Source organism: Cognatundibacterium rugosum (genome assembly GCF_014284365.1).
Lineage (GTDB): Bacteria > Pseudomonadota > Gammaproteobacteria > Burkholderiales > Burkholderiaceae_D > Undibacterium > Undibacterium rugosum.
This window is the reverse complement of sequence record NZ_JACOGG010000003.1, coordinates 185,737-202,964: the sequence shown is the minus strand read 5'-3', so window position 1 is coordinate 202,964 and position 17,228 is coordinate 185,737. Positions and strand designations below refer to the sequence as shown.

Here is a 17,228-nt window from a genome sequence, read left to right as displayed (position 1 = left end):
AAGTCGCATTCATCAAGCCGCCGGGCTGGCGAAATGGCCCGGCGGCATTCGCTTTTTTTTGCACCGAAAAGCCAATTTCAGTCAACACCAGCCCATCCTAGCCAGCCATGATTAAAGGTTTACTACGCCGCTTTCTGCACCAGTTCCATCTCTTGTGTGCATTATGCTTCGGCCTGTTTTTATTTGCATCTGCTATCACGGGCAGTATCCTGAGCTGGCGTCATGCACTGGATGCCAGCCTCAATCCTGAGCTATTTCATGTCGAGGCCGCGCCAGCCAGTTGCAGCAGCAAAAGCTGTGAGCATGCGCAACAAGCCGCGCTGATAGACTGGCTCAATACCCAGCCCGGCTATCAGCGCCCATCCATGCTGAGCTTCCCGGAAAACCCCGAACACGCAGTGATCGCCTGGTACAAATTGCCAGCCCCAGCCAATACAGGCTGGCAGTTAGCACGCTCACGTCAGGTGATGATAGACCCGCTGCGACGCCAGATTTTGGGCGAACGGATATGGGGTGAGATCGGCTTTTCACGCGCACTGATCATCCCCACGCTATTCCATATACATCGCTATTTTTTACTCGGCGACACCGGCAAAACCCTGATGGCAGTGACCGGGCTGGTGCTACTCCTGAGCTGCCTGCAAGGACTGCTGTTATGGCTGCCTGCCGCCAGCCGCCAGGCCTGGAAAAAATCCCTCACAGTGCATTGGCGCGGATCATTACCCGCCTTCCTGTACAGCCTGCATCGCAGCGCAGGCGTGCTGCTGGCGCTGTTGCTGATGATGCTGGGCTTGACCGGTATTTACTTCAATCAGCCAGCCTGGCTGAGTCCTGTCTTTCCGGCACAGGTGAAGAAATTATCCGATACAGCACCAGCCTCAACAGGGGTGCAGGCTTTACCTCTGACCTCGCTGCTCGCAATCGCCCAGCAAGCCTTTCCCGATGCGCGTATCAGCCGCATCAGTCTGCCAGCCTCAGTTGGCAAACCGCTGGAAATTCGCCTGCGCCAACCCGGTGAACTCAGAAAAGAAGATGGGGCAAGCCGCATCAGTCTGGACCCGTATAGCGGCGCAATACGGCAATTGATCGATCCTTTAAATATGCAGGGTAGCGAGCGCTGGGTAAGCTGGTTTTATCCGCTGCATAGTGGAGAAATCGGCGGTACCGCGGGCAGAATTTTGATCAGCGTATGTGGACTGGGCCTGCTGTTGCTGATGGTCTCAGGCTACGTGATGTGGTGGAAAAAGCGCAGAGTGTCGCTATCGTAAGTCAGTCAACTGCGATCAGCCCGTGTGACTGATAGGCGGATACAGATTGATGACGTGTAGCTCAGACGGTTTAGTGATCAGGTCTTCCAAAGTCACCTGATCCAGCACCTGCAGATAGGCTGCTGTAGCGGCAGCCAGTATGCCTTTCAGATTGCAGCCTTTGGCATAGGCGCAGCTATTGTTTTGAGCATCAAAACATTCAGCCATATCAAAGTCAGTCTCCGTGCTACGCACTACCGCACCGATACCAATTTCACGCGGTTCCAGGTTCAGCTTCAGGCCACCATGACGGCCCCGCACCGTCTCTACCATATTCGACATGCCCAGTTGATGCACCACCTTGGTCAAATGGCTTTTGGATATCGTATGCAGCTCTGCGATCTCTTGTATCGTCACCAGCCGGTCCCGATGCAGCGCCAGATAAATCAGGGTACGTAAGGTGTAATCGGTGTAGGCAGTTAATTTCATGTCCGGCGCAAATCCACTAAGAGTTTCAGCAAGCGCCGCTCTGACAATTCAAGCAGCGTCCATTCGCCAGCCATATTGTAGACGGCTGAGCTCAGCGTGTCACATGCTTAGACGCAAACAAGGCTATACCCACTGCTTTACATTTCACACACACTAAATACCGAGGAATGCACTTAGGCTTATTCCGGTTCGCCCCCAGCAAGCCTAATATCAAAATCGTCTTGCTTTGCTATGTGAAAAGCCTGAAATCACCCCGAACATCACGCAACTGTGCGCGGCTGTAGCTCATAGCTTTGTCTGCCGATGGCAACCCGGCCTTAGCAATTACTGTAAAAGTCCTAAAATTCCCGGGGTTAAAGTCGCATGCAAGTGTGAAGAAAACGCGCGAGCTTGAGTTGCTGCGATCAAAGATGACCCAATGACCTAGGAAAAACCCTTAAACATTGAGGTCACAAGCTCACTTCAACTCCTCCAACTTCACACATTGCGGCTTGATGAACATGATTTCTATCGCCGCGCCACTTAAAGAACCGTAGCCTTGCCTGGAATTTGCGCCGCCCCAGGTATGGCTGAGCAAGGTGGGTGTTGAGGGGCTCAGGTCAAAGATGGATATTTCCACCAACTCGGGAAACTCCTTCTGCCCCGTTTTTTTGAGTAACTCGCGGTATTTTTCTGCTGTCGCGGGGGAGATTTGCAAACCGAGCTGCGTGCCTTTAAGCAAAGTGATCTTATGCACTTCGCCAGGTTTGACGACCCAATTATCGACATCCTTGCCTTCAGATTGCACAAACGCGTGTTGCTGCTGGCAATCAGCCAACACATCGCTGCTGCTCAACGCCAGGCAAGCGGAAAAAACAGCGAAAGTAAGTATTGAGCGCATTGTCAGCCACCTTGGAAAAACGAATATGGATTTTGACAAGCATTATAAGCAGTAAAATTAACCGTGAACAAGAAATGTCTGGTTAGAAAATTACCTGGGTAGATGTATTAGAAATGGTGCAGGCAATTCAGCGAGATCGGAAAATTCGCTTTTTGGACGGACAAAGAAAAACGGCTTACCGAGAAAACTCTGTAAGCCGTTGATTTCTTTGAATTCTTTGGGGTGGCTGATGGGACTCGAACCCACGACAACAGGAATCACAATCCTGGACTCTACCAACTGAGCTACAGCCACCATTGCTACTGCATTATTTGCAAATACTGCAGCAAGTAAGCTGCGCATTATACGGGGTGTATCGATTTTTAGCAATCCCCCGTACTGCGGAAATTATTTTCTTGCGAATGTTGACTGGCTCGCTGCCTGATTTGATGAGAGATGCGCTGATCGATACCCGATCAGCTAGCACTGGCCAGCCTGGGCAGCAGTTGTGCCCACAGCCAGGCAAAGCCAGTGCTGGCTGCGTTTGCGCTGTTGCTCGCATTGGCACTGGCCGCTGCTGGCGAACGGTGATCCTGTTGCAGCAGTTCGCGCATGCGCTCTTTTTGGCCCATATCCAATGCCGCATACAGCTGCAGTGCCAGGTCGCGCATTTCTATGTTTTCCGTGGCTTGTATCTGCTCTTCCGCATCCAGTTGTGCCAGCAGTCCCGGCAGACTGAGTTGTGAACCTGTTTTCTTGAGCTGGCGACGGCTGGCGCGTGCAGCGCGCTGACGCATCAGGAAGGCGGCGCGCTCTGCCATACGTGCCCACAGTGCCTGCTGCGCAGGTGTGAGTCGCAAGTCCTGCTGCATCAGTTGCAAGCGGCAAGCTTTTGCTGATGCCGATACACTTTGCTGCGCGGGTGGTGCGTGCTGCTCTTGCCGCTCTTGCTGATCTTGCTGTGCTGGCGTGGAAAACGCCAATGCCAGCTCGACAGCCAGATCATGACGTTTAAGAAAAGAGATGCGCTTCATAATAGACCACCAAAACTAAGCGATAAAAAAGCCTACGCAAATTTCTTTGCGTAGGCATAACTCACATTTTGTGAGATGAGGAGCGTGCAGTGAAACTCCGGACAATATAACTTTGATCAGAATTTCACACCGCTGCTCTTACACTTTTTTACTTGAGCAGGTGGAATGACACATTTCGCGCCGGGCGCGTAACGAATTACATTTTGTGTTCAGTCGCCGTGATTTGTTTAACCGGTGCCTTCACCTCCAGCACTTCACGCTTTTTATCCTTGCCTTCAAAAGTCAGTTTCAGCGTGACGGTGTCACCAGCCTTGGCCTGCGATTTTAAATCCATCAGCATGATGTGATAGCCGCCCGGTTTCAATTCAACCGCCTTACCCTGATTCAGCTCCAGTGCGTCAACGGCACGCATTTTCATGACGTCTTTTTCCATCTTCATTTCATGAACTTCCGTTACGCCGGAAATCGAAGATTCTGCAGCGACCAGACGCACGTCCTGGTTGCTGGTCAAGGTCATGAAAGCACCGGTCGCTTTTTGCTGAGGAACAGTTGCACGCACCCATGCATCTTTAACGCTGACTTCAGCCTGCGCCATCAGACTGGCGGATGCCAGCAACAGAGCGATTACACTTTTTTTCATCTGAGTTCTCCTGAAAAGCAGTTACACCGGCTCATCCGGCTTGTCTGCACTACGATCAAAGGCACTGACGGTTTTCATACGCGCCAGCGCATCCAGTAAGATTTCTGGCTTGCCTGCTGCCAGCAGTTTACTATCCGATAAAGTCTGGCGGAAAGCGCGCGCCCCCACCAGCCCCATCATTAAACCTAACATGTGGCGTATCACACTGTTTAAGCGCAAACCTTTGCCATTATTCCCATACAGTTCCAGCTGCCGGTGTATATACGGAATCATCAATTCCAAAATCTCTTCACGCGTATTTATGCGCGCATGGTCACCGTAAAAGCGCGCATCAAAATCGGCCATAAAATAGGGATTGTGATAAGCCTCACGCCCTATCATCACACCATCCACGTGCTGTAAATGGACTTCCATTTCATCGGCAGTTTTGATCCCTCCATTGAGGATAATTTCAAGCGCAGGAAATTCCTGCTTCAGGCGATAGGCATAGTCATACTTGAGCGGCGGAATTTCGCGGTTTTCACGTGGCGACAAGCCCTTCAAAATCGCAGTGCGCGCATGAACGATAAAGGTGCTGCAACCTGCTTCAGCCACCGTGCCGACAAAGTCGCGCATGAATTCATACGAATCCACATCATTGATACCGATACGATGTTTGACCGTCACATCGATGGAGACCGCATCACGCATAGCTTTCACGCAGTCCGCCACCAATTGCGGCTCCGCCATCAGACAGGCACCAAACGCGCCTTTTTGCACGCGCTCTGACGGGCAACCACAATTCAGATTGATCTCATCATAGCCCCACTCCTGCCCCATCTTCGCGCACTGCGCCAGATCGGCCGGCTCACTGCCACCCAGCTGCAGCGCTACCGGATGCTCATCCGGATTAAATTCCAAATGCCGCTGCACATCCCCATGCATGAGCGAGCCAGTCGTCACCATTTCAGTGTACAACCAGGTATGACGGGTGATATGGCGATGAAACTGACGACAATGGCGGTCAGACCATTCGAGCATCGGTGCCACCGATACACGACGCGGCGGCAAACCAGGGGGATTCTCTATAACAGGCTTCATTTCTTGGTGATGCAATCTTGTTTTAACTTAAAGCCAGGACGCATTATGTCCCGGCGCAGCATGGAGATAAAGGCAATAGCGCACGATGACGACGCAGCTATGCTTCTCAAAGGGCATAAGTCTACCAGTAAATCATTCTGGACAAATGGTCTTGGGTAAAGCAGGGAAGCGAAGGAAAAAATGACAAGACCTGGGTCATGATGTGACTACACGCAAATATCGACGTCACTTTTAACTCAAATTTTCAGGCCGAATGCGTGTGTGTGACTGCATAGCGGGAGAAGCAGCCCAATTCTGGATAACAGCCTGTGGACGTGCCTACATGTCGTTACAAACCCAGCCAACTATCCTGTCATCCGTTTTTTAAGCATGCCGTTAAATCATCAAGACATCGCCATTCAGCAAAAACGCTAACGATGCTTGAATTAATTAATCACACTTAGGAGATATCGCCATGAAATCCAAAATAATCTTAGCTACATTCGCCACCGCATTCTCCATCTCCGCTTTTGCGCAAACTCCTGTCACTACGCCGGTAGATCAGGTTAAACAAGATAACAAAGTGATTCGCCATGAGAATCGCGAAATCAACAGAGACAAACGCGATATCAGCCGCGATAAGCAGGAAATCGCTCACGACCGCAAAGAACGCAATGCCGATCAACGTGCGGAAGACCGTGATATCAAAAATGGAAATTTAGCCGACGCAGAGAAAATGGAGAAAAAGCGTGAACATGAACAGCGCGAAATCAACCACGAAAAAAAGGATTTGAACAAAGATAGAAAAAAACTGAGCCATGATCGTAAAGAACGTCAGGAAGACATCAATAAGCGCAACAAAGACGCTGCTAAAATCTGATTACATTTGCTGGATCAACGATATGCTGACAGTCGAGCTACAACGCTAACAGCAATTCGAGCAAACGCAGGTAAGCAGCTCCGTCCGGTTCTGCGTAAAACAATTGATGCAGAACCGGATTTACTACAATACGCTACGCCCTTCAGGCATCAAGTGATGTACCAAACCAAGCGCGACATACATCTATAATGGCCTCGTTTTCAACACCAGGCGCGGCAATTCACTGAGTGCAGTGCAAAGAATGAAGTAAATTGCCCCAATGAACAGGAAAATCTCAGCCGGATAAATTTGGGTACGGCTATTGACCTGATTGGCGACTGTGGTCAGCTCGGGCACGTTCACCACCAGCGCCAGCGACATATCCTTAATTAAAGCGACAAATAAGCCCGTGTAGGATGGCAAGAGATTGGGCAAGGCTTGTGGCAGCAAAATATGGCGCAGTACCTGCCAACGACTCATACCGCTGACAATACCCGCTTCGGTTTGGCCGTCAGGTAAGGCCTCCAGCCCGGCCAGGGTGGCGTGCATCACAGACGCAGCACTAAACCAGGCGATCGCCAACACCACCGTAGTCACCCCAGAGATATCGCGACCCAGCCAGCGCGGCAGCAAGAAATACAACCAAAAGATGACCAGTATCAGCGGTATGCTGCGGATCAGCTCTGCTACAGAAAACAAAACACGACGGCTCCAGCCCTGAAAATACCAGGCGACCGCAGCAGTCACCATACCGGCGACTAAGGCGATGAGGCCAGCCGACAAAGACATCAGCAGCGTCAGTAGCAGGCCGCCAATTTCACCATCTGCGGTGCGACCTATCAACAAGTATTGCCAGTTACTGGCGATCACATCGAAATCAAAATTCATCCAAAAACTCCTGCTGACACACGATGAAACTGCTGCACATGCTTGACTCAAAAGCGGCGAGCTCATCCATCAAGCTGATCACCCTGTATGTCTGGCAGGACCAAAGCGCAGTAACAACTGCCCCATCACTAAGCCTGACAGCAGATAGAGTAAAGTGGCTACGGCATAAGCTTCAATCGCATGTGCATTAAAGCTTTCGATCTGGCGCGTGCTGTAGATGATTTCTGCAAAACCTATGCCCGACGCGAGCGAAGACAGCTTCATCAGATTCAGATATTGGCCTATCATGGGTTGCCAGGCATTGCGCATCGCTTGCGGCAGCAAAATATAGCGCAGAATCTTCCAGCGACTAAACCCCTGACTGCGTGCTGCTTCTGCCTGGCCGGATGATACAGCCTGCAACCCCGCGCGCAATTCCTCTGCTAAAAATGCTGCAGTGAACCAGCTTAATCCCAGCCACGCACAAAAGAATTCGGGAGACAAACAGCGAAAGCCATTTGCCAGCGGTGAAAACCAATGATCACTGACAATCCAGTCGCGTACAGCCTCAGGTAAGACCGGATAGACCGCAAAATACCAAAAGAATATCTGTACCAGCAAAGGCGTATTCCGAAACACCAATATGGTGCCCCGCGCAATATGACGCAACGCCCCTAACTCACTGGTGCGCAATAAAATCAATGCAAATGCCAGCACTGTGGCGGCGATACTGCCAAGCAGGGTAATCAGGCCCGTGTTGAATAAACCAGCTAACAGCCAGGCAGCGGGCGCGCCACTCAGCACACCATACCAGTCCAGATGAAAACCACTCATGTCTGACCTGTGTGCGCAGGCAAAATCTGCTGCAAAAAACGTTGCGCACGCGGATGTGTCGGCTGAGTAAAAAATTGTTCAGGCGTCGCCACTTCCAAAATCTGCCCCTGATCCATAAAAACGATACGATCTGCCAACTCACGTGCAAAGCCCATTTCATGCGTCACGACCAGCATCGTAATACCGGTATGGGCGAGCTGGCGCATCACCGCCAGTACTTCAGCAATCATCTCAGGGTCTAATGCTGAAGTTGGTTCGTCAAATAACAGTATCGACGGTTGCATTGCCAGCGCGCGCGCAATCGCCACCCTTTGCTGCTGCCCACCGGACAGCTGCGCCGGAAAATGATCTGCTTTATCGGGCAAACCCACTTTTGCAAGTAAGGCATCGGCACGTTGGCGAGCCTCATCCTCACTCAATCCCAATACCTGTCGCAAGGCCAGCGTGATATTGTCATGTGCACTCAGATGGGCATACAAATTAAACTGTTGAAACACAAAACCTATGCCTGCACGTAAAGCCTGCAACTGGCGTTGACGCAGTGAGCGTGTCGTTTGACCGGCAATCAGCACATCGCCCTGTTCATAGTTTTCCAGCCGATTGATGGTACGGATCAAGGTTGATTTACCGGATCCCGAGGGGCCGCAGATCACGACCACCTCACCGGTGGCGATCTGCAAATTCACATCCTGCAGAACAGAAAAATCGCCATAGCTTTTAGAGACATGGCGAAATTCTATTGCAGGCACAGCGTGTTCGTTCTGGCGCATTGATACCTTTAAACAAAACTGAAGTACTTACTTAGGTGCAGAAATTTTGAAGTTTCGTGGTTCAGGTGCTGCTGAATTTTTACCAAACCAGCGTTCATGAATTTTGGCCGCCTCACCATTTTTTTCGAGTTCAAGCAGCGTGTTGTTGACTACGTTCAGCAATGCAGTTTCACCTTTCGGTGCACCGACACCGATATGCTCTGTGCTCAGGTATTCCGGCAAAATTTTGAAGTTTTTCTTATCCGCCGCATTCGCCAGCAAGCCGATCAGAATAGAACTATCCTGAGTAATTGCTTTGACACTGCCATTCCGCAAAGCGGTGAGCGCGAGCGGCACATCGTCATAGGCCACCACTTGCGCCTTAGGAAAGCGCACGTGTAGCTCTTGTTCACCGGTCGTGCCTTTTACTGCGCCGATGCGGGCGTCAGCAAACGCGTCCAGCTTATTTGCGGCACTGGATGCCACCAAAAATTGCTGACCTGTGACAAAGTAAGGGTGACTAAATTCAATGACCTTGGCACGTTCAGGTGTGATCGTGATATCTGCGACGATCAGATCGGCTTTTCCGGATTGCAGCAGCGGGATGCGATTAGCGGGATTAGTAGGAACCAACTCCAGTTTGACGCCGATTTTTTTGGCCAACGCTTCTGCAAAATCAATATCGTAACCCACCACTTTATGCGACTTTGCATCGACCGAGCCAAATGGTGGATTGCTGTCAAATACTGCTGCGCGCAATACGCCAGCTTTTTTTATATCGTCCAGCTTATCAGCCATTGCCAACTGAGAAAAAGACAGTGCAGCGACCGCTACGCTGAACAAATACGAGATTTTTTTGATTTTGAAATTCATCATTTACTCCATCCATGAGTTAAGACTACGTGAACTTGAATCACTGCTGATGGAATAAAGTATATGGAACTGTATGCTCAGTGCCAACGAAGCATTTCAACTTTTCAAATGATGATTTTGATGGCTGAATTGATGCGTGAATTGATGACTGGCTTGAATGACAAAACGGCTGACAGTGATGTGATGTATGCGCACAAACACTGCCAACCATCCCAACGAATCAGACACTCTCCCTCAATAAGCGTAACAAGGATTCCGTATCCATCCTTGCAGTGGCGTCACCACCCTCCAGCAAGCTATCCGCCAGATCGCGTTTTTGTACATGCAGGGCGATGATTTTTTCTTCTATCGTATCTTGCGTGACTAAGCGGTATATCGTGACCGGCCGTTGCTGCCCCATGCGATGGGCGCGGTCTGATGCCTGATCTTCAACAGCCGGATTCCACCACGGGTCCAGGTGAATCACGTAATCAGCAGCGGTCAGGTTCAAGCCTGTGCCACCGGCTTTCAGGCTGATCAGGAATACATCGCCCTCGCCCGACTGGAAAGCATCCACCCGTTTTTTACGCTCGGTTGGCGGCGTACTGCCGTCCAAATATTGGTAAGCGATCTCCTGTTTTTCTAACAGCTCGCGCACCAGCGCAAGATGATCCACGAACTGACTGAACACCAGAACCTTATGCCGGTTGTCCAGTATCTCTTGCAAGGTACTGTTAAACACTGCGAGCTTACTGCCCGCCATATCAGAGTTTTTCAGCACCAGTTGCGGATGGCAGCAAAAGCGGCGTAACTTGGTAATCTCCGCTAACACCTTCAATGAAGACGCTTCTTCAGCACCGCTGCTGGCGATTTTTTCCAGCGCTTCCTGCCGCAGTGCCTCATACACGTGACGCTCTTCATCGCTGAGTTCAACCTGCAGAGAAATCTCTGTGCGCGGTGGTAGCTCGGTCAATACCTGGGTTTTGGTACGACGTAAAATGAAGGGCTGTATCAGCTTTTTCAGCAGCTGTCTGGCGTCCTTGCCACCCTGATTCCCGCGTTCTATCGGTGTGCTGAAGCGCTCGGCAAAGCTATCTTTGGAACCCAGCAAACCCGGATTAATGAAGCGGAATAAATTCCATAATTCGCCCAAATGATTCTCGACTGGCGTGCCGCTGGCAATCATACGGAAGTCTGCCTGTAAGGCCATCGCTGCCTGGCTGCGCTTCGTCGCTGCGTTTTTAATCACTTGCGCCTCATCCAGCACCACGGTGTGCCAATGCTGGGCGGCGAATAATTTGGCATCGGACTGCAGCATGCCATAGCTCACAATCACCAGATCAAATGCGCCCAGCTCATCCAGAGAGCGCACCGCGTGATAAGGGCGTACCCGCAGTGTGGGCGCAAAGCGCAAAGCCTCAGCCTGCCAGTTCATCGCCACTGAAATTGGCGCGACGACCAAAGCAGGCCCGCCTGTCGCCCTGTGCAGCAATAGGGCCAGTGTTTGCATGGTTTTGCCCAGGCCCATATCATCTGCCAGACAGGCACCCACACCCCATTGCGCGAGCCGCGCCAGCCAGTTAAAGCCAGCCAGCTGATAATCGCGCAGCTCAGCCTGCAAAGTGCTGGGTAAGCTTGGCTGAAATTCTGCCAGTGCATCGAGTTTCTGCACCTGTTCACGCCAGGCCAGATCGGCATCCAGCTGACCCGCCTGCTCTGCCAATTCTGCCAAGGCCGGTGCAGTCAGACGATTAAAGCGTAATTCACCTTTAGCATTCAGTTCACCCAGGGCACGCATTTCTTCCAGCCGTTGGCGGAAGCTGGACGTCAACGCCAGATAATCCTGATCACCAATTTTCAAGAAGCGGCCTTTGCCGGACTCGGCCATCTGCAATAACTCACGCAAGGCCAGCACACGACCGTCATCGAGCACCACATCACCGCCTGCGACAAACCATTCGCCCTGACGCTTAATGGTCAGGCGCAGATTGTCCATCGAGCGGCTGCCTTTTAATCGGAAGCGCTCGCCTTCCGGCCACACCAGCTCTACACCTTCGCTTTCGAGCTGTTTTAATTCAGTCAGCAATTCCAGGCATTGCTCGGGTTCCTGCAATTGCCATTCATTGTGATCGCTGCCAGCCACGCCCAGCGCCGGGCAGGCTTGCACACAACGCTGCAACAATCGCTTTTCTTCATCCAGACGACGACTGACCTGTACCGTCAGCCCTTCTTTTTCACCCAACAAATTCATCGCACCTGCACCCGGTGTGAGCCAGGTGCCATCGGTCAGTGGCTGCACCAATATTTGTACTCTTAAGCCTTCATGCAAAGGCAAAAGATGCGCATACAGGCGCATGTCCGGCTCCAGCGCCTGCACGTTCGATGCCAGCTCGGGTAAATCAGAATGAATAGCCAAATGCGGTGCAATCGCCGCCACCACATCGATCAGTTGTTGTTTGGCCGACAGCGGCACATTGAGGCCGCGACCGAGTATGCCGCTGATTTGGCGAATCTCAGGCGTCGCCACATACACAGCGAGGCGGGTCGGCGTTTCCCTGCGCCATACGGTCGCTTCATTCGGAGCAATATAGGGATCGAGCTGTAAGCTGATTTGCCCGTTTTTTTCTTTGAGCAGCAAAGCGACTTCGGCTTTGACCACATCAATACGCACTTCAGGCGCATCCATCCAATACACGGCGCCATGCCCAATCATGTTGGGCAAGGCTTTTTCTATATTCAGATCGAATTCGCTGGCACCATAATAACCTTCACTGCCACGCCGTATGCAAGCAGCGATTTGCTTATCCTGTTCGGTCAGATATGGCATGCTGTCCTGATCCTGCGCCAAGCGGCGCAGTGCAACCGGACGTCCTTTACTCCAGCTGTTTTTTGCGCCACGCTTTTGTTCCCGCGGTTCGGCCCGCATTTCCTGAAACTGCATATCCAACAACCAGGCCAAGCGCACACCCTCTTCCTTGACGGGTGCGATTTTTTCTACACCGGGCTTTAACTGCGTCAGCGCATTCAGTGCGCGCTTCCAGGATTCTTCTTTTTGCAGAATATCGACCAGTGGGCAAATCTGATGTTTGGCATGCCAGCCGCTAAAACCACCGGCATCCTGAAACTGTTTGACCAGCAAGCGATCAATTTCAGCAGCCACCCAGACATAGCCGCGCTGCTGCATCTGCAGACGCATTTCTGTCAATTTTCCATGCAGTCGCGGATGTGGCGGTGCATCCTGCCAATGCGCCGCATAGGCCTCAAACAAGGCATCAATATCATTGGTCGTCCGGACTGCAAACGGCACCCCCGGTAATATGACACCCTGCGCCAGATGATTGATGAAGGGCTGCAGTATGTAATACGCGTTCGCTTCGCGGGCTTTGATGCCTTCATCAATCTGACTCTTGGCCAGCTTGAGACTCGCTATATCATTTTTTGCCATCAGCGCAACAGTCACAAACAAGCCAAGTAAATGCGGTATGAAAAATTTACGCTTACCGCTGTTTGCTCTCTGCATTTCTGCATGGGTTTGCGCCAAGCCCACCGCATTCACGACTTGATTATTCAGGATGTGGCGTACGATCAGAAATTCGCCCTGATATTGCGGATTCAGCGTGGGATACAACTCTTCAAACTGCGCAAAATCACCGCGTAATATCGCTTGCCAGGCCAGCATCGCGGGCAGTTGCGGCCATTGCGGGCGCAGGCTGTCGAGCTGATCACAGGCATACTCATAAGCGGACTGACACTCGGTCAGACTCCAGTTCGCATGCTGAAACAAGTCGCATAACAACATGCCCTGATCTACGCTGCGCAAACTACTGAACAAGGTCATGCCTGGCGCTGTTGAGAAAAATTTTTCCGCTGGCAAACGTGCCTGATTGCTGGTTACCGAGAAAAATTTTTCGCGCCACATCAGCGCATCATCAGTACGACCGGACAGCACCGAGAATTGTATTTCCCGTGCATAGAAATTGCCGTCGTAAGACTTCCAATACTGGTATTCGCCAAGTTGTTTGAGCAAATCGCGGATACTGCTAATCCAGGATGTTAATATGCCCTGCTGATGCATATGCAGCAGCACCTGCATACGATGCTCATCGCGCAGCTGATATCCCAGCCCGATTTCCTGACGCAGTATCATGCGCCTGGCCAGCTCCTGCAATACATCCTTAACCAGCTTGGCATCATACGGATTGCCGATCACATTGCATTGCCGGCGCATGTGTAGCAAGTCCAGCGCCTTACTCTGACTGAGTGGCACCTCGTATAAGGCAGTTGCATACACCAGTGGCAATTCATCTTCACTCAGACCGGACAAGTCTTCCATACTCACTCTATCATTCACAAATAAACTCAAACAACAGCGACGTTTTTAATGCGCCGCCGTCTTGGAAAACAGATTCAGAACCACCACGCCCGCAACAATCAAAGCGATACCCAGCATGGCGACCAGATCCAGCTTTTGCCCATGTAACATCCACGCCACCAGCGAAATCAATACCACGCCCACACCTGACCAAATCGCATAAGCAATCCCAACCGGTATCGTGCGCAAGGTCATAGACAAACAATAAAACGAGGCTCCATAACCCAGCACCAGGATCACGGATGGCCATAAGCGCGTAAATCCATCGGATGCCTTTAATGCAGAGGTCGCAATCACCTCGCAGACGATAGCCAGCCCCAGAAACATCCAGTTCATATATCCTCCGAAACAGTCCAGATTATTGAAACTCACCTGATGGCAAACCACACACTTCAGGCTAACCTGGCATTATCCCCTGAAACCGTCAGCACTGCATCCTTATCACTGCAAAGCCTGCGCCACCCCATTCAAATCAACTGGACTTAACTCAGATCAGCCTATCTGAACGCAGCAAAATAAGTAGCAGCAACTGCACTAGCGTCACCAGCAATAAGCGAATTTGAAAATTGCGCTTGGCCGATTTATGCCGCCATACCAGCATCCCTAACCAGATGCCTGCACTACCTGCAAACAAGGCTGACAGCAGCAAAGTCAATTCAGAAATCCGCTGTTTGCCGCGCAAAGCCAAATACTTATCCATGCCCATCATGCCGAAACACAGTAAATTCCAAACCAAGCACGCGAGCAGTAAGTACACCATACTTCACCATCCCTTCCATTCAGATTCCAGACGAAAAAAAACCTCTGGCTGTACACCAGAGGTTTTTCTGTTTCAGCTGTTTCGCAAAGTCAATACACTGACTTAATCACGAATCACCACATGTAGCGTTGCACCAGCAGGGACGATTACATTGGTTTTTGCATAGCTAGACTTACCAGCGGCAATCGTTTCCTGGGCAAAGTAATGCGTAGTCGGCGCCATATTAGCAAATGCTTTTGCTTTGATTGGAACAGACTTCGATATAGCTAACACATCAATCGCATTAAAATTTCCGTCTACCGTACGTTGCGGGAAACCGTAACCGACAGGCAGCCCTGACGTTGGTAAATTACTCCAGATAGACGCACCAAACTTAGTCAACTCATCAGCGATACCCAATCCACCTGCATTCAGTATCAAGGTATTCAAGCAAGAATAGCTCGATACTTGCCCCGTAGCTGAACCATCATTGCAAGAAGTGACCAGGTTTTTAAACAAGCTGGCACCATACTTACGGTTCAGGAAAGCGCCGAAAGCACCGCCAAATGCATAATTATCACTCGACAAATCTGGCCAGTTGACATAGCTGACACCGCCACCTGTTTTTAAGTAATCTGGAATACGCACACTGGTCATTTTGTTGAAACCGTCCGTAAAGATAGTCTTAGCCAGAATATCCTCACCCATCATCGCCGTCGTTTCTTCCAGCCAGGTGTCATGATCGGTATTGCGTACTAATCCGCGCTGATAGAAGTTGATCATATGCACAGCCTCATGCATCAGTGTCGATTTATAGTAATTGAGGTCTCGGGTCACTCCTGGGCCGTTCACAAAGAACACCAGCGCTTCATTACTGTTTTTAGTGGATGAATATGCCGTTTTCAGGTAATTATTCCCCCCCCAAAAATAGCCGCCCCAACCTGTAGATGCAGGTACGTTAGGAAGAACCACATTTATATCCAGCAGCCCATTGGCATCGGTAATGGTGTTTGTATAGCTCTTAGTACCATAGGCATCACCCATCGTATCTGTCAACACATCGAAACCACCGGTACCCGCACCGCCGTTCAGGCAGAAGGTATTTGCCAGCGCCTGAATGTCAGAGGCAGTTGCACCCCCGTTCGGATCTGCCCAGAACACGGCATTGCGCCCCGTTTTCAGTTTGCAAATCTGACTGACTTTCAAGTTGTAGCTGACTGGTGATGATGAGTTAAAGGTATCTATCCATACCTTTGTATCTCCAATGGCGACGGGCTTCACAGACGGTACGTTTTCTGCACGAACAACTGGATTGAGAGCAAGCGGATTAGCGCGCTGCAATTTCAGTAATTCCTGATTTTTAAAACGCATCAGCGAGTGTGTGCTATCGTGATCTGCATGCTCATCGCGCGCAGCAACCGTTGACGAGGTCGGCGCCAATTGAGCCAGCAACGGTGCCACTGGGATAGCCCCGGCTGATGCTTTCGCCAAACTCAATTTATCATCTGGATTGGTAAAGACCAAGGTAGCCACCTGGCCAGATTTGACGCCTGCGATGGAAAAGTCTGCGACAGCATCGGTCGCCCCTGCATTCTTATACTGCCAGATACCAACCCCCGAACCTGCATAACTAGTCGCCCCAGTTGACGCACAACCAGTGCCTGAACATCCCACAACCAAGGGATTACTGACCTGTTGCATGACCGGGTACTGTTTCGTCGTAGACGAACTAAGCCCTTTGGAATTCGTTGCAACAACCCTCACGTTATACATCCCAGCAGATGCATAGGTATGCGATACAGATGCGCCGGTTGCGGTAGCACCATCACCAAAATTCCATGCATAAGTGAGCGCCAGCTGTGCCGGATCGCTGGCAGCCGCCGTAAAACCGACCGAATTGTTTGCGAAAGTATTTGCTAATGAAGGCGTAACGGAAGGGTAACTTGGCGAACCAGGCAACGGTGTAACCTGAAAACTCAACGTCGATTTAGCTGTATTACCTAAATCATTTTTAACGGTGAGCGTTACGAAATGCTCACCGCCTGATTGAAAGCTATGTTTTACACTTGCGCCTGTGGTGCTGGATGCATCACCAAAATCCCAAGTGTAAGTCAGTACTGCACTCGGTGCACTTGGGTCTTTAGACGCTCCGGTAAAGCTCACTTCAGTACCGGCCACCTGATTTTGACCAGTAGATGTGATTGTCGGAGCATCCAAAACCACATCAACAATCACTAAATTCACTGTAGATTGTGCTTTCGTGCCATTCGTGTCACTAGCGGTTACTGTCACTGCATAAGTACCTGCTTTGGAAAAGGCATGCGTTGCTGCAGAACCGGATCCTGTAGTGCCGTCACCAAAATCCCAGCTATAGTTTGCAGTAAGATTCGCTGACGATGTTGCGTTCGCGGAGAGGCTAACACTGCGACCAGCGTATGACACACCCGATGCAGGAGATGTAATTGCGACTGAGAGTGTAGGCAGCGGAGCTGGCGCAGGCGCGGTCGTATTGCCGCCACCTCCACCGCCACATGCTGTCAATACCGCCACCGACATGGCAGAGACCAACAGTGCTTGTGCTATTTTTGTCATTTTCACTCCAGAATAAAAGTTTGAGCGCGGTTATCC

Annotated in this window: 15 protein-coding genes and 1 tRNA gene; 2 read left to right on the top strand and 14 right to left on the bottom strand. The window is 50.9% G+C overall.

What is annotated here, in order from left to right; translation table 11 throughout:
* Nucleotides 1–107: 107 nt before the first annotated feature.
* Nucleotides 108–1,268, top strand: coding sequence for a PepSY-associated TM helix domain-containing protein (locus H8K47_RS04145; protein ID WP_186880152.1), 1,161 nt, complete (start codon nt 108–110; stop codon nt 1,266–1,268).
* Nucleotides 1,269–1,283: 15 nt separating this feature from the next.
* On the opposite strand, the gene H8K47_RS04140 is transcribed toward H8K47_RS04145, so the two are convergent.
* The 6 genes from H8K47_RS04140 to dusA all read right to left on the bottom strand — a co-directional run bounded on the left by H8K47_RS04140 (nt 1,284) and on the right by dusA (nt 5,349).
* Nucleotides 1,284–1,736, bottom strand: coding sequence for an RrF2 family transcriptional regulator (locus tag H8K47_RS04140; RefSeq protein ID WP_186880151.1), 453 nt, complete (start codon nt 1,734–1,736; stop codon nt 1,284–1,286).
* Nucleotides 1,737–2,193: 457 nt separating this feature from the next.
* Nucleotides 2,194–2,616, bottom strand: a complete 423-nt coding sequence (locus H8K47_RS04135) for a hypothetical protein (RefSeq protein WP_186880150.1) — start codon at nt 2,614–2,616, stop codon at nt 2,194–2,196.
* A gap of 218 nt (nt 2,617–2,834) precedes the next feature.
* Nucleotides 2,835–2,910 (bottom strand) — tRNA-His (locus tag H8K47_RS04130).
* A gap of 161 nt (nt 2,911–3,071) precedes the next feature.
* A complete protein-coding gene (locus H8K47_RS04125; protein ID WP_186880149.1) occupies nt 3,072–3,629 on the bottom strand; it encodes a hypothetical protein in 558 nt (185 codons plus the stop codon).
* Nucleotides 3,630–3,825: 196 nt separating this feature from the next.
* A complete protein-coding gene (locus H8K47_RS04120; protein WP_186880148.1) occupies nt 3,826–4,269 on the bottom strand; it encodes a copper chaperone PCu(A)C in 444 nt (147 codons plus the stop codon).
* A gap of 21 nt (nt 4,270–4,290) precedes the next feature.
* Nucleotides 4,291–5,349: a tRNA dihydrouridine(20/20a) synthase DusA gene (gene dusA, locus H8K47_RS04115; RefSeq protein WP_186880147.1), complete on the bottom strand. Its 1,059-nt coding sequence runs from the start codon at nt 5,347–5,349 to the stop codon at nt 4,291–4,293.
* A gap of 454 nt (nt 5,350–5,803) precedes the next feature.
* Here dusA and H8K47_RS04110 point away from each other — a divergent pair, with 454 nt between their 5' ends.
* Nucleotides 5,804–6,208, top strand: a complete 405-nt coding sequence (locus tag H8K47_RS04110; RefSeq protein ID WP_186880146.1) for a hypothetical protein — start codon at nt 5,804–5,806, stop codon at nt 6,206–6,208.
* Nucleotides 6,209–6,391: 183 nt separating this feature from the next.
* Here the strand turns inward: H8K47_RS04110 and H8K47_RS04105 are convergent, their stop codons facing one another.
* The 8 genes from H8K47_RS04105 to H8K47_RS04070 all read right to left on the bottom strand — a co-directional run bounded on the left by H8K47_RS04105 (nt 6,392) and on the right by H8K47_RS04070 (nt 17,192).
* Nucleotides 6,392–7,075 carry an amino acid ABC transporter permease gene (locus H8K47_RS04105; protein ID WP_186880145.1) on the bottom strand — a complete coding sequence of 228 codons (684 nt, stop codon included), beginning with the start codon at nt 7,073–7,075 and terminating at the stop codon, nt 6,392–6,394.
* 78 nt (nt 7,076–7,153) lie between these two features.
* On the bottom strand, nt 7,154–7,888 hold the full coding sequence (locus H8K47_RS04100; protein ID WP_186880144.1) for an amino acid ABC transporter permease: 735 nt from the start codon (nt 7,886–7,888) through the stop codon (nt 7,154–7,156).
* Nucleotides 7,885–8,658, bottom strand: coding sequence for an amino acid ABC transporter ATP-binding protein (locus H8K47_RS04095; protein WP_186880143.1), 774 nt, complete (start codon nt 8,656–8,658; stop codon nt 7,885–7,887). The genes H8K47_RS04100 and H8K47_RS04095 overlap by 4 nt, the downstream gene beginning before the upstream one ends.
* Nucleotides 8,659–8,685: 27 nt before the next feature.
* A complete protein-coding gene (locus tag H8K47_RS04090) occupies nt 8,686–9,513 on the bottom strand; it encodes an ABC transporter substrate-binding protein (protein WP_186880142.1) in 828 nt (275 codons plus the stop codon).
* A gap of 217 nt (nt 9,514–9,730) precedes the next feature.
* Nucleotides 9,731–13,822 (bottom strand): DEAD/DEAH box helicase, encoded by a 4,092-nt coding sequence (locus H8K47_RS04085; RefSeq protein WP_186880141.1) that lies wholly within the window; start codon nt 13,820–13,822, stop codon nt 9,731–9,733.
* A 45-nt stretch (nt 13,823–13,867) separates the two neighbouring features.
* Complete coding sequence (locus H8K47_RS04080; protein WP_186880140.1) at nt 13,868–14,197, bottom strand: DMT family transporter; 330 nt, start codon at nt 14,195–14,197, stop codon at nt 13,868–13,870.
* A gap of 151 nt (nt 14,198–14,348) precedes the next feature.
* On the bottom strand, nt 14,349–14,621 hold the full coding sequence (locus H8K47_RS04075; protein WP_186880139.1) for a DUF1294 domain-containing protein: 273 nt from the start codon (nt 14,619–14,621) through the stop codon (nt 14,349–14,351).
* 102 nt (nt 14,622–14,723) lie between these two features.
* The gene (locus H8K47_RS04070; protein ID WP_186880138.1) at nt 14,724–17,192 is read right to left on the bottom strand and encodes a PKD domain-containing protein; all 2,469 of its coding nucleotides are present in this window, start codon (nt 17,190–17,192) and stop codon (nt 14,724–14,726) included.
* Nucleotides 17,193–17,228: the final 36 nt, after the last annotated feature.

Coding starts and splice junctions, on each gene's coding strand:
- H8K47_RS04145 (WP_186880152.1), top strand. CDS start 108: ATGATTAAAGGTTTACTACGCCGCTTTCTGCACCAGTTCCATCTCTTG.
- H8K47_RS04140 (WP_186880151.1), bottom strand. CDS start 1,736: ATGAAATTAACTGCCTACACCGATTACACCTTACGTACCCTGATTTAT.
- H8K47_RS04135 (WP_186880150.1), bottom strand. CDS start 2,616: ATGCGCTCAATACTTACTTTCGCTGTTTTTTCCGCTTGCCTGGCGTTG.
- H8K47_RS04125 (WP_186880149.1), bottom strand. CDS start 3,629: ATGAAGCGCATCTCTTTTCTTAAACGTCATGATCTGGCTGTCGAGCTG.
- H8K47_RS04120 (WP_186880148.1), bottom strand. CDS start 4,269: ATGAAAAAAAGTGTAATCGCTCTGTTGCTGGCATCCGCCAGTCTGATG.
- dusA (WP_186880147.1), bottom strand. CDS start 5,349: ATGAAGCCTGTTATAGAGAATCCCCCTGGTTTGCCGCCGCGTCGTGTA.
- H8K47_RS04110 (WP_186880146.1), top strand. CDS start 5,804: ATGAAATCCAAAATAATCTTAGCTACATTCGCCACCGCATTCTCCATC.
- H8K47_RS04105 (WP_186880145.1), bottom strand. CDS start 7,075: ATGAATTTTGATTTCGATGTGATCGCCAGTAACTGGCAATACTTGTTG.
- H8K47_RS04100 (WP_186880144.1), bottom strand. CDS start 7,888: ATGAGTGGTTTTCATCTGGACTGGTATGGTGTGCTGAGTGGCGCGCCC.
- H8K47_RS04095 (WP_186880143.1), bottom strand. CDS start 8,658: ATGCGCCAGAACGAACACGCTGTGCCTGCAATAGAATTTCGCCATGTC.
- H8K47_RS04090 (WP_186880142.1), bottom strand. CDS start 9,513: ATGATGAATTTCAAAATCAAAAAAATCTCGTATTTGTTCAGCGTAGCG.
- H8K47_RS04085 (WP_186880141.1), bottom strand. CDS start 13,822: ATGGAAGACTTGTCCGGTCTGAGTGAAGATGAATTGCCACTGGTGTAT.
- H8K47_RS04080 (WP_186880140.1), bottom strand. CDS start 14,197: ATGAACTGGATGTTTCTGGGGCTGGCTATCGTCTGCGAGGTGATTGCG.
- H8K47_RS04075 (WP_186880139.1), bottom strand. CDS start 14,621: ATGGTGTACTTACTGCTCGCGTGCTTGGTTTGGAATTTACTGTGTTTC.
- H8K47_RS04070 (WP_186880138.1), bottom strand. CDS start 17,192: ATGACAAAAATAGCACAAGCACTGTTGGTCTCTGCCATGTCGGTGGCG.